The organism is Salegentibacter salinarum (assembly GCF_900168115.1).
In the GTDB taxonomy this organism is placed as follows: Bacteria; Bacteroidota; Bacteroidia; order Flavobacteriales; family Flavobacteriaceae; genus Salegentibacter; species Salegentibacter salinarum.
Map to the genome: position 1 here is coordinate 97,008 of NZ_FUZC01000008.1, position 12,788 is coordinate 109,795.

The window sequence follows — 12,788 nt, forward strand, 5'->3', positions numbered from 1 at the left end:
TTCTACATTTTCTTCCTGAAAATATAATTTTTATAGTAGTTGTTATTATCCTGAAAACTGGTTTGAATTTCTAATCCGGCTTCTTTTGCCAGCCACTCGACCACTGCATCATCGTATTTTTGTGAAATTTCGGTATGAATACTTTCCCAGGCATCAAAACTTACTTCCAAATCCAGTTTATTGATTGCCACTTTCTGATTTTCCTTACTTACCAGAAAACTTTTTGCGGTTCCGCTTTCAGGATCGTAGGTTTCCCAGTGAATAAAATTATCGGTATTGAAATCGGCATCTAATTCTTTATTGATTCGGGTTAATAAGTTTTTATTGAAAGCTTCCGTTATTCCTGTGGCATCATTATAAGCATCCAAAATTTTCTGTGGATCTTTTTTCTGATCAAAACCCATAAAGAGCATATCTTCTGCAGTCATTGCTTCCTGGATATTCCGAAGAAATTCAATAGCATTTTCGTGTAAAAGATTCCCGATATTAGATCCAAGAACCAGAATAACTTTTCTGCGGTTGCTGTAATCGGCCAGGTTTTCCAGGGTTTTAAAATAGGTGCCCTGCTGAATTTTCACATTAATTTCCGGTATCTCGTTTTTTAAAGAATTTTCCAACTCTTCCAGAACACTTTGACTAATATCTATAGGTAGATAATTAAAATCGTATTCCTTATCTACCAGTTCTTTCAACAGAACTTTGGTTTTTTTACCATCTCCCGCGCCAAGTTCAATAAGATCGAATCCGCCTTTTTTATTGATAATTTCAGCAATAGCCGACTTGTGTTTCTTCAGAATATTTAACTCGCAATTGGTAAGATAATATTCCGGCATCGCCATAATTTGCTGAAAAAGTTTATCACCTTTTTCATCATAAATATATTTTGAAAGTAAATATTTTGGAAAGCTGGTTAGGCCTTTATATACGTCTTCTTCAAAAGCCGACTGAAATGTGGTTGGTGTGGTTTTCATTTAATTTTATTGGTTATTTAGCCAATCTTAAGCCGGTGAACTGCCAGCGTAAATGTGGATGAAAAAAATTGCGATATGTAGCTCGCGAATGGTTTGGGGAAGTAGCAACTGAAGCTCCGCGAAGCACTTTTTGACTTACCATAAATTTACCGTTGTATTCACCAAGTGCGCCTTCGGGCTTGGTGTAATTGGGGTAGGGAGAATAAGCACTCTCGGTCCATTCCCAGCGTTCGCCCCATTTAAAATGCTGTTGGGCGGTTTCCCATTCGAATTCGGTTGGTAATCTTAAATTTTTCCATTGTGCAAAGGCAAAAGCTTCAAAGTATGAAATATGGCTTAATGGTGCTTCAGGGATTAATTTTGTAAGTCCGTTTAAAGTATATTGATGCCATTCTCCATCAATTTTATGCCAGTAAAAAGGCGCCTCAATATTGTTATTGTTTACCCAATCCCAGCCTTCGGCGTGCCATAAAAGAGCATTTTTGTAGGCTCCAGCTTCTATAAATTCTATAAACTCGGCATTGGTTACTAGTTTGTTCGAAATCTGGTAATCATTTAAATAAACCTTATGAACACCCTGCTCATTATCGTAGCAGAAATCGTCAGTTTTATGGCCAACTTCGTAAACCCCTTCAGAAACTGAAATCCAATCGCGTTTAAAATCCTGAATGGGATTCTCTTTAAATTGATCGTTATATTCCGGAAATAGCGGGTTATTTCCGAGGATATATTTAATGTCGGTTAATAAAAGTTCCTGGTGTTGTTTCTCGTGATGGCAACCAATTTCTATCACCCCGCAAAGTTCTTCTGAGATTTTTTCTTCTTTCAGAAACTTCTGCATTGCCTTAGAAACATAATTTCGGTACTCGTAAACCCAGGCAACGGTAGGGCGCGATAAATTACCTCGATTAGTGCGAATTACCTTATCTCCCACACTTTCGTAATAACTATTGAAAACGTAAGCTGAATTCTTATCAAAAAGCTTATAATTCCTGGCATGAGGTTTTAAAACGAATTCCTCAAAAAACCAGGTAGTATGACCAAGATGCCATTTTGGAGGAGAGACATCTACTATGGGTTGTACCACATAATCTTCGGTTTCCAGAAAGGAGCATATAAGTTCAGAATGCGCCCTGGTTTTCTTAAAAAAATCGAGTAATTGTTCTTGTGACTGCATAAAAAAAGTGGTACTTTTTTGGGTACCACTCAAATTTACAATTTTTTCGTTCGGTCTGAAACCAACGCTAGTTAAGGCCAAGTTAAAGTATAGCCGCTCTTAAAGATTTAGCGGGAGGGTATAACTTATTTTGGTAGGTGAGTTACCCCGGGTTCCCGGTTTCATTTCGGGAATCTTTTTCAGCATATCTTCTACAGCTGCGATTACCGGTTTTTGATCTCCTTTTACAGAAGTTACCACGGCTTTCCCTTCTTCGTCTATATGCATTTTCACTACTACCTTTCCTCTTATAAATTCCCCTTTATCATTTCTTGGGTATTTATAATTGTTTTTAACGTGTTCCATCAATTTCTTGTTGAAACAGTTTTTTTGGTCTTCACTGCCTTCACATCCCGGCCATACAGGTGCTTTTTCTCTTACAGTAACGGTGTTTCCTTCAACATCTACATCATCTTGCGCAAACGTAAAGGCGCCGGTAAAAAGGAAAAAGCAAAACATTAATTTTTTCATAGCTTGGGGATTTGGGGTTTCCAGACTGTTTTTTTAGAAATTAAAAGGAACGGTAAAATCACGGTCGTCTGGTTCGCCCTGTAAAGTTCCCGGTTTCATATCAGGAATTTTTTGAATCATTGCCTTGGCTGCAGCATTTACTTTAGGCTCAGCTCCTTCAACCGAATTTACTACTGCTTTACCTTCATCAGTAATTGTAAAAGAGATTTTTACTTTTCCGCGAATATAATCACCGTCTTCGGTTTGCGGATATTCGTAATTCTCTCTTACATGTTGTGATAGTTTTTGATTAAAACAGGCTTTTACGTCTTCGGCGTCTTCACAACCCGGCCAAACTGGCGAGGTTTGCTGTGCCTGGGCACTGGTTAAGCCTCCAATTACAAAACATGCGATAAGCATTAACTTTTTCATAAACTTTAAAATTTTAATTAAATTATTTTGGGTTATACCGCAACCTTTGCTTTTATGCCAGGATGCGGATTATAATCTTCTAATTTAAAATCTTTATAGTCGAAATCAAAAATATTTTTGATCTCTGGATTTATTTTCATTGTTGGTAAGCTTCTGTGCTCCCTGGAAAGCTGCAATTTCACCTGATCCATATGGTTGCTGTAAATATGAACATCACCAAAGGTATGGATAAAATCACCGGCTTCGTAACCGCAAACCTGTGCCATCATCATCGTTAAAAGTGCGTAAGAAGCGATATTAAAAGGTACACCCAGAAAAACATCGGCGCTTCTTTGATAAAGCTGAAGGGATAATTTACCATCAGCAACATAGAACTGAAAAAATGCGTGGCAGGGTGGCAGTGCTGCTTTTCCGTTAGCTACATTTTCTGAAAAGGATTTTGAAGAATCTGGTAATACTGAAGGATTCCAGGCCGAAACCAGCATTCTTCTGCTATTCGGGTTCTTTTTCAGGGTTTCAATAATTTCTTTAATCTGGTCTATATCTTCGTTGTTCCAGTTTCGCCACTGTTTGCCATAGACAGGGCCCAGGTCACCTTTTTCATCGGCCCATTCGTTCCAGATTCTAACCCCGTTTTCTTGTAAATATTCAATATTGGTATCGCCCTTTAAGAACCATAACAGCTCATAAATAATAGATTTTAAATGAAGCTTCTTGGTTGTGACCATTGGGAAACCTTCGCTTAGATCAAAACGTAGCTGGTGTCCAAAAATACTCCTGGTGCCCGTCCCGGTACGATCGCCTTTATCGGTTCCGTTATCTAGAATATGCTGTAAAAGTTCGTGGTATTGTTTCATAACCTGAATAGAAGAAAATTATTTCAGCTAAAATAGGAAACAAGTACCTTAAATAAAATTTCGCAGAAGATTTAACGCAGAAAAATTATCCAATTATCATTCCCGCAATGGTGGCCGACATAAGCGAAGCAATGGTCCCGCCAATTAAAGCCTTCATTCCAAATTCAGATAAAGTTTTTCTCTGCCCCGGCGCGAGGGAACCAATGCCTCCAATTTGGATTCCTATTGAAGCAAAATTTGCAAACCCGCATAGCATATAGGTCGCCATAATTACCGATTTTTCATAGCTAAGGCTTAGCGCGTTTGCCGTATTTTTAAGATCGGCGAGTTGCACATAGCCTACAAATTCACTTGCTGCGAGTTTAATTCCCAGCAATTGTCCCATAAGCATCATATCTTCTTTGGCCACCCCAATAAGCCACATTAAAGGAGCGAAAATAGTTCCTAAAATTGCTTCCAGGGAAAACCCGGAATAAGGTGTGTTTTCGGCTAAAAAAGCATTTATACCAGTCCAGGAACCTGTCCAGTTCAGTATATAGTTGATCATCGCGATAAATGCGATAAAAACCAAAAGCATTGCTGCTACGTTTGCCGCAAGTTTTAAACCTTCCGTAGTTCCGTTGGCAATGGCATCAAGAATATTAGAGCCAATTTTATCAGAAGAAACATCTACATTGGTATTGATTTTATTCTGCTGCGGATATAATATTTTTGAAACTACAATTGCACCCGGCGCTGCCATTACTGAAGCTGCCAAAAGGTGTTTTGCAAATTGAAGTCTAAGTTCAGGATCGTCACCACCTAGAAAACCAATATAAGCCGCGAGTACTCCCCCGGCAACGGTAGCCATACCGCCAATCATTACCAGTAAAATTTCAGAACGGTTCATTCGCTCCAGGTAGGCTTTAATCATAAGCGGGGCTTCGGTTTGACCAAGGAAAATATTACCCGCCACACTTAAACTTTCTGCACCCGAAATACCTAGTAACCGGGTAAGTATCATGGCCATTCCCTTTACCACAATTTGAATAACACCCAGGTAAAATAAAACAGAGGTTAATGCTGAAAAGAAAATAATAGTAGGTAAAACCTGAAATAGGAAAATAAAACCAAAACTATCCACATCCATCATCCCGCCAAGCAGAAATTCGCTTCCTGCCGCGGTAAAATCGAGGATCAGTACAAAGATATTTCCTACGAATTCAAAAATATTCTGAATAAAAGTAATTTTTAGAACACCAATTGCCAATAATAATTGCGCTCCCAAACCAATACCAATGGTTTTCCAGTTTATGGCTTTACGATTATTACTGAATAAAAAAGCGATAATAAGTAAGGTGAGCATGCCCAAGGCTCCACGTGCAATACTGCTAACCGAAAGTCCCGCACTGGGAATCATTTCTTTAACCGTTGGCGCAGGAATTACTTCTTTAGGATCATTAAATGCAGTATCCTTAAAATGGAATTCTTTATTCGCCTGGTTAATTACAAGGCTTGAGTCTGAAAGTGTAGAAACCCGGTAGTTTGCAATACTGTCTTGAGGAGTGTTATAAAATAATACGAGCAGTTTATTTTGAAAAATATAATCTCCCTTGGCAAGCGTATCATCAGTCTTCCTAATGCTGAAAACTCCTTCGTCTAGGTCTAAGGTGTTGCCGTTAATAAAATTTTCCTGGCCAGAATCTTGCCGATCTTCGTCTAAAGTCCAGGTTTTTGAAATGTCTTGAGAAAAAGTGCTGGTCACACTAAATAGAACTAAAATCAGGCAAAACCAGGTTTTATTCATAAAGTCGGGCATTATTTGCGTTTGGAAATTTCGTCCCGTATGCGTGCCGCTTTCTCGTAATCTTCATTATTTACGGCCTGGGAGAGCAAAGTTTTTAGTTCGTCTAGAGATAATTTTTTGTAATTGGTATCATCAGATTTGATATCAATATCATCAGGAAGCAATTCTTCTGAAATAATTTCTTCTTCCTGTTTTTCTGAGGCTTCCTGTTCTGCTTCGTCTCCTTTTAAGAAAATTCCCGCTTTATCCAGAATGTTTTTATAAGTAAAAATAGGAGCATCAAACCTTAAGGCTAAAGCAATAGCATCGCTGGTACGCGCATCTATAATTTCTTCAATCTTATCCCGTTCACAAATAAGGCTGGAGTAAAAAACACCGTCTACCAGTTTATGAATAATTACCTGTTTCACGGTAATATCAAACCTGTCGGCAAAATTTTTAAAAAGGTCGTGGGTTAAGGGGCGGGGAGGTTTAATCTCTTTTTCCAGGGCAATCGCGATAGATTGCGCTTCAAAAGCTCCAATAACAATGGGAAGTTTACGTTCTCCCTCTACCTCGCTTAAGATTAAAGCGTAAGCTCCGTTCTGGGTTTGACTATAAGAAATTCCTTTTATATTAAGGCGCACTAAACTCATATATCATCAATTAAAAAGGGCTGTCTAAAGCAGGACTTTCACCGTATTTAGACAGCCCTTTTAAGGGGTGCAAGTTATAAAAATTATGCGTTTTTCGCTTTAAATTCCTTTAGTTTTTCGTTTAGCTTAGGTACGATCTCAAAAGCATCACCAACTACACCGTAATCTGCGGCTTTAAAGAAAGGCGCTTCAGGATCGTTGTTAATCACTACTTTGGTCTTCGCAGCGTTAATTCCGGCTAAATGCTGAATAGCCCCTGAAATTCCCACAGCAATGTAAAGATTGGAAGCTACAGGTTTTCCTGTTTGCCCAACGTGTTCGCTATGAGGTCTCCAGCCCATATCACTAACGGGTTTAGAGCAAGCAGTTGCTGCCCCAAGAATATCGGCCATTTCTTCTATCATTCCCCAGTTTTCAGGACCTTTAAGTCCGCGACCACCGGAAACTACAATCTCTGCATCGGCAATTGTTACTTTGTCTTTAGCCTTGTCTACCGATTCTACATTTACTGTAAAATCACCTTCTTTTAATTCCGGTGAAAAATCTTCAACAGTTGGGTCACCCTGATTTTCTTTTAAGCCGAAAGCATTTTGGGACAATCCTACGATTTTTACATCGGTAGTGATTTTAGTAAAGTTGAAAGCTTTATTCGTAAAAGCACTTCTTTTTACCGTAAAAGGTTCGGTGCTTTCAGGCACAGCCATTACGTTTGAAACGTAGCCTGCGTTTAAATGAACGGCTAAAAGTGGAGCTAAATATTTGCTGTTTGCACTCTGGCTTACCACAACTATTTTACTTCCTTCTTTTTCTGCAGCTTGTTTCAAAGCATCGGCATAAGCTTCAGCGTTGAATTTGCTTAATTTATCATTTTGGATGTTTAGCACTTTGCTAACACCATATTGGCCAAGTTCAGAAGCATCGGTTGCGTTAAAGCTTACCGCTACTACATCATCACCACCGGCTACTTCTTTTGCATAAGAAGCAACTTCAAAAGCAGCTTTTTTAAACTTGCCATCCTCGGTTTCTGTATATACTAAAACTGACATATCTATTTGTTTTTGTCATTTCCGCAGCTTGTGCTGAATTTATTTCAGTAAAGGCGGAAATCTATTTTATATTAATTCCAAACCTCACAGGTTTTGAAAACCACCTGTGAGATTTCTTTTATAATTTATATCGCTTTGGCTTCGTTATGAAGTAAATCTATCAATTCATCAAGATTTTCTGGGTCAACCAGTTTCACAGCACCTTTTGGAGCAGGCTTTTCAAATTTTGCAGCTTCGGTGCGAGTGGAAACTTCTTCCGCAGCAACTACATTTAAAGGTTTTTTACGGGCCTGCATAATTCCGCGCATATTTGGGATCTTAAGATCGCTTTCTTCTACCAAACCTTTTTGACCACCAATCACCAGTGGAAGGGAAGCAGTTAAAGTTTCTTTACCACCGTCTATTTCACGAATTGCTGTGGCTTTATCACCTTCAATTTCTAAACTAATACAAGTATTAATAAAATTGGCATCAAGAAGTGCAGCAAGCATTCCTGGTACCATCCCGCCGTTGTAATCTATAGATTCACGGCCGGCAATGATAAGATCGTATTCGCCTTCCTTGGCCACTTTTGCAAGTTGTTTTGCTACCTGGAAACCATCTGTTGCAGGGGTATCTACTCTTATTGCGTTATCGGCTCCAATAGCCAGGGCTTTTCTTAACGTTGGTTCGGTTTCAGCGCCACCTACATTTACTACATCTACACTTGCGCCTTGTTTTTCTTTAAACCACATTGCGCGGGTAAGTCCAAATTCATCATTCGGGTTAATTACAAAATTCACTCCGTTGGTATCGAATTTCGAATCGCCGTCGGTGAAATTGATTTTTGAGGTAGTATCAGGAACGTGACTAATACATACTAATATTTTCATTATAGCGAGTTTTTAAAATTTATAACGATTTCGTTTACGAAGTTACATAATTTAATTCAGAAAATGCTATGCACGCATAACAAATTTCAGGAATTTTATTTCTTTAAATTTTATTGAATTCTCAAATAAAATGCAAATAAGCTAATCTAACAGCATAAATTCATAGTAAAATTCCTTATTTATTAATTCTATATTCTCTATTTAGAATCGATTTGGTTCTATTGCAAATTTTTGTGGATTATTAGTGGTGAAAACTTTATTGAATTACTATTTTTGTTCTTTCAAGATATATAAATAGTATAGCATATAATGAAGACAATTCAATTTAGGGAAGCCGTTCAGCAAGCGATGAGCGAAGAGATGCGAAAAGACGAGTCTATTTATTTAATGGGCGAGGAAGTAGCAGAATATAATGGTGCTTACAAAGCCTCTAAAGGTATGTTAGACGAGTTTGGCCCTGAGCGTGTAATAGATACCCCAATTGCTGAACTTGGATTTTCGGGAATTGGAGTTGGTTCAGCGATGAATGGTAACAGACCAATCATTGAATTTATGACCTTTAACTTCTCTTTAGTTGGAATTGACCAGATTATAAATAACGCAGCCAAAATGCGCCAAATGAGCGGTGGGCAATTTAATATTCCTATTGTTTTTAGAGGCCCAACTGCTTCTGCAGGCCAATTAGGGGCAACGCACTCCCAGGCTTTTGAAAGCTGGTTTGCAAACTGTCCCGGCTTAAAAGTAATTGTTCCGTCTAATCCTTACGATGCCAAAGGTTTACTTAAATCTGCCATTAGAGATGACGATCCCGTGATCTTTATGGAAAGCGAGCAAATGTATGGCGATAAAGGCGAAGTGCCGGAAGAGGAGTACGTGATTGAAATTGGTAAAGCCGATATTAAAAGGGAAGGTAGTGATGTAACTATTGTTTCTTTCGGAAAAATTATCAAAGAAGCTTATAAGGCGGCCGATAAATTGGCTGAAGACGATATTTCTTGTGAAATCATAGATCTTAGAACAATTCGCCCAATGGACCACGAAACCATTCTGGAGTCGGTTAAGAAAACCAACCGTTTGGTGATTTTAGAAGAAGCCTGGCCTTTTGGAAATATTGCTACTGAAATTACTTACCAGGTACAATCTAAAGCTTTTGATTATTTAGATGCACCAATTGTAAAAATAAACACAGCCGATACTCCGGCACCTTATTCTCCTGTATTGCTTAAAGAATGGTTGCCAAACAGCGACGATGTAATTAAAGCAGTGAAGCAGGTTATGTATATTGATTAAATAAAAAATCCTAATAAATTTGAAACTTCATCGGATGTTAATTCGGTGAAGTTTTTTTTTGTCCTATGATTAATAAATCTGCCTTTTTTACGCTTTTTTCTCTGCTGATTTGCGTTATGGGAATAGCACAAACCAAAGTTGGTGGTGTGGTTAAAGATTCTACCGGGCAAGCGCTTCCGTTTGTAACCGTAATTTTTAATAATTCTTCCGAAGGAACAACTACGGAGGAAGACGGGGAGTTTTATTTACAAAGTGAAAATGATCACACCGAGCTTAAAATTTCTTCTGTTGGTTATAAAACTGAAATAATTCCACTTCAGCAAAAAACAAACCTCGATTTGGAAATTGTTTTAAATGAAGAAACTTCCAGTTTAGCTGAAGTAAGAATTCTTAGGGGAAAAACTTCCAAAAAGAATAATCCGGCGCTGGATATACTAAGGAAAATATGGGAAAATAAACGCAGTAATGGCGTTTCCGCTTTTAAGCAATACGAATATAAAAAATACGAAAAACTGGAATTCGATTTAGATGGGATAGACAGTTCTGTAGTTAAAAACCCGGTTTTTAACGGGATGGAATTTATTTTTGATTATGCCGATACCAATAGAATTTCAGGAAAAACTTATTTACCGGTTTTTATTAATGAGTCGGTTTCCAAAGTTTATGGCGATAATGTCGAGAATGAAAAAAGGGAAGACCTTTTAGGAAATAAAAACTCGGGATTTGAACAAAACCAAAACCTAATCGCAGCGGTAAAAGATGTGTACGATGAGTATAATGTTTACAATAATTACATTAAGGTTTTTGACAAGAGTTTTGTGAGTCCGCTTTCTACTACCGGGATTAATAATTACAATTATATTTTGAGCGATAGTGCTTATATAGATAATAAATGGTGTTATAATATTATTTATTACCCGCGGCGGGAAAACGAACTCACTTTTAAAGGAGATTTTTGGGTAAATGATACTACCTGGGCGGTTAAGAAAATCAACCTGAATGCTTCGCGTGATGCCAATATAAATTGGGTAAAAGAATTGTATATCGAGCAGGAATTTGAAGTGCTTAACGATTCGGTTTTCTTAATTTCTAAAGATTATTTTCAGGCTAATTTTTCTCTGACCAAAAAAGAAGACTCCAAGGGCGTTTATGCTAAACGCACCCGGGTTTTTGAAGAATATCAATTCAACTTAAAAAAAGAAAAAAGTTTTTACGATAAACGAGCTTATACTTTTAACGAAGATATCTATAAGCGTGATAAGGCTTTTTGGGAAGAAAACCGGTTGGAAAAACTCAATAGCGAGGAAGAAGATATTTATGTGATGCTGGATAGTTTAACAAAAGTCCCGGCTTTTAAAAGAATTTACGATCTCGCCACCATAGCAGAATCTGGTTATGTAGAATTTAACGGTTGGGATTTTGGTCCCGTATATTCTCTTTTTGATTATAACGAAGTTGAAGGCTTTAGAACCCGCGTAGGCGGGCGAACGTACTTTGGGCAACACGATCCCTGGAGAATTGAAGGCTACCTGGCTTATGGATTTAAAGATGATAAATTTAAATATGGGATTTCCGGAAAATGGTTATTAGACCCACGTTCACGTTTAATTGCTTCTGCCGGAAAAAGAAGGGATATAGATCAACTGGGAGCCAGTTTAACCAATAATACCACCGATGTTTTAGGACGAAGTTTGGCGTCTTCCGGTTTGGTGAGCGTAGGCGACAACAACAAACTGAGCAATATAGATTTAACCACTTTTAATCTTGAAATTGAACCCTGGTATAATTTCAATGTTCGTGTTGGGACTTCCTATCGCGAGTTAAGTTCGGCTTCCCCGGCTTTTAGTTTAGATTATTATACTAATGAAACTCTAGCAGAAACGGCTTCAGAAATTAAACAAACCGAAATATCAACCACGTTCACCTATACTCCCGGGAGACAAACTTCTGGTTTTGGTGTAGAAAGAAACGTGGTAAATGATGAAGAATTTCCAACCTTCTTTCTTAATTATTCCCTTGGTCTTAAAGATGTTTTTAATAGCGATTTTGATTATAAAAGGCTGCAGTTTTTTTACGATCAGCCGCTTAGAATTGGCGGATTTGGCAGGGCAAATGCCAGTTTGGAAGCAGGAAAAACTTTTGGTGCAGTTCCGCTGGGACTTTTAAATGTAGTGCCGGGAAATCAAACCTATTTCGCTATGTATAATTCGTTTCCCGTGCTTAATTTCTATGAGTTTGTCACTGATACTTATGTTTCAGCACATTTTAATCATAATTTCAACGGAAGATTATTTGCTAGAATTCCGCTGCTGCGAGAATTAAATTTGCGAGAACTTGTAGGAGTTAGGGCAGTATGGGGAGAAATTTCAGAAGAAAATAAAACACTGAATGCTTCTGGAATACCATTACGTGCGCCAAACAGGGAGCCGTATTACGAATATAGTTTTGGGGTGGGAAATATTTTAAAATTTTTAAGTCTGGAAGCTCATTTTAGGGGTAATTATCTTGAAATTCCAGAATCACGGAATTTTGCTATAACCGCTTCCTTCGGTTTTCACTTTTAATGGAATGATTTGAGATTGATTTTCACTATATTTGCCGCCCTTAATTGAGAAAAAAAGAAAGAAAAATGTCAGAAAGTTTTGATGTATTAATAGAGATCCCAAAAGGGAGTAGAAACAAATATGAATACGATTTTAAGCTAAAGAAAGTCCGTTACGACAGGATGATCTTTTCTTCTATGATGTATCCAGCCGATTACGGTTTTATCCCAAACACCCTTGCTCAAGACAGCGACCCGCTGGATGTGTTAGTTTTGGTGAGCGAACCTACTTTCCCGGGAGTTGTAATGGAGGTGAAAGCAATTGGAGTTTTCCATATGGCCGATGAGAAGGGACCCGATGAAAAAATTATTTGTGTGCCGGTATCAGATCCTATTTGGAATCGATTGAATGATCTAAATGAATTAAATGGACATATGGTTAAAGAAATTGAACATTTCTTTAAAGTTTATAAAGATCTTGAGAAGAAGAAAGTAGATGTTGGCGGTTGGGGAGATGCTAAAGAGGCTCGCCAGATTATAGACCAATGTGTTAAGCGCTATGAGGATTATGACGGTGATAAAGACCGTTTTGGAATACTACCATAATTTAGAGCATATATTTTTGATAATTTAAAAGCAATAACCTTAAAAAGTTATTGCTTTTTTAATTATCACTGATTTACTACATTAG

12 protein-coding genes are annotated in these 12,788 nt (G+C 37.8%); 3 read left to right on the forward strand and 9 right to left on the reverse strand.

Annotated elements, in window-relative coordinates:
• Positions 1-2: 2 nt before the first annotated feature.
• The 9 genes from B5X53_RS11180 to B5X53_RS11220 all read right to left on the reverse strand — a co-directional run bounded on the left by B5X53_RS11180 (position 3) and on the right by B5X53_RS11220 (position 8,265).
• Positions 3-971: an L-histidine N(alpha)-methyltransferase gene (locus B5X53_RS11180; RefSeq protein ID WP_079713317.1), complete on the reverse strand. Its 969-nt coding sequence runs from the start codon at positions 969-971 to the stop codon at positions 3-5.
• Positions 972-984: 13 nt separating this feature from the next.
• Positions 985-2,148, reverse strand: a complete 1,164-nt coding sequence (gene egtB, locus B5X53_RS11185; RefSeq protein ID WP_079713400.1) for an ergothioneine biosynthesis protein EgtB — start codon at positions 2,146-2,148, stop codon at positions 985-987.
• A 99-nt stretch (positions 2,149-2,247) separates the two neighbouring features.
• On the reverse strand, positions 2,248-2,658 hold the full coding sequence (locus B5X53_RS11190) for an energy transducer TonB (RefSeq protein WP_198550792.1): 411 nt from the start codon (positions 2,656-2,658) through the stop codon (positions 2,248-2,250).
• Positions 2,659-2,691: 33 nt separating this feature from the next.
• Positions 2,692-3,069 carry an energy transducer TonB gene (locus B5X53_RS11195; protein ID WP_079713318.1) on the reverse strand — a complete coding sequence of 126 codons (378 nt, stop codon included), beginning with the start codon at positions 3,067-3,069 and terminating at the stop codon, positions 2,692-2,694.
• Between the two features lie 32 nt (positions 3,070-3,101).
• Positions 3,102-3,926 carry a thymidylate synthase gene (locus B5X53_RS11200; RefSeq protein WP_079713319.1) on the reverse strand — a complete coding sequence of 275 codons (825 nt, stop codon included), beginning with the start codon at positions 3,924-3,926 and terminating at the stop codon, positions 3,102-3,104.
• Between the two features lie 85 nt (positions 3,927-4,011).
• Positions 4,012-5,712: a NupC/NupG family nucleoside CNT transporter gene (locus B5X53_RS11205; protein WP_079713401.1), complete on the reverse strand. Its 1,701-nt coding sequence runs from the start codon at positions 5,710-5,712 to the stop codon at positions 4,012-4,014.
• Positions 5,713-5,723: 11 nt separating this feature from the next.
• Complete coding sequence (locus tag B5X53_RS11210; protein WP_079713320.1) at positions 5,724-6,347, reverse strand: bifunctional nuclease family protein; 624 nt, start codon at positions 6,345-6,347, stop codon at positions 5,724-5,726.
• A gap of 83 nt (positions 6,348-6,430) precedes the next feature.
• Positions 6,431-7,393 carry an electron transfer flavoprotein subunit alpha/FixB family protein gene (locus B5X53_RS11215; protein ID WP_079713321.1) on the reverse strand — a complete coding sequence of 321 codons (963 nt, stop codon included), beginning with the start codon at positions 7,391-7,393 and terminating at the stop codon, positions 6,431-6,433.
• Between the two features lie 125 nt (positions 7,394-7,518).
• Positions 7,519-8,265, reverse strand: coding sequence for an electron transfer flavoprotein subunit beta/FixA family protein (locus B5X53_RS11220; protein ID WP_079713322.1), 747 nt, complete (start codon positions 8,263-8,265; stop codon positions 7,519-7,521).
• A 309-nt stretch (positions 8,266-8,574) separates the two neighbouring features.
• Here B5X53_RS11220 and B5X53_RS11225 point away from each other — a divergent pair, with 309 nt between their 5' ends.
• The 3 genes from B5X53_RS11225 (at position 8,575) to B5X53_RS11235 (ending at position 12,703) form a co-directional block, all read left to right on the forward strand.
• Positions 8,575-9,555: a pyruvate dehydrogenase complex E1 component subunit beta gene (locus tag B5X53_RS11225; RefSeq protein WP_079713323.1), complete on the forward strand. Its 981-nt coding sequence runs from the start codon at positions 8,575-8,577 to the stop codon at positions 9,553-9,555.
• Between the two features lie 65 nt (positions 9,556-9,620).
• Positions 9,621-12,119 carry a DUF5686 and carboxypeptidase-like regulatory domain-containing protein gene (locus B5X53_RS11230; protein ID WP_079713324.1) on the forward strand — a complete coding sequence of 833 codons (2,499 nt, stop codon included), beginning with the start codon at positions 9,621-9,623 and terminating at the stop codon, positions 12,117-12,119.
• 65 nt (positions 12,120-12,184) lie between these two features.
• Positions 12,185-12,703 (forward strand): inorganic diphosphatase, encoded by a 519-nt coding sequence (locus B5X53_RS11235; protein WP_079713402.1) that lies wholly within the window; start codon positions 12,185-12,187, stop codon positions 12,701-12,703.
• The last annotated feature ends 85 nt before the right edge of the window (positions 12,704-12,788 follow it).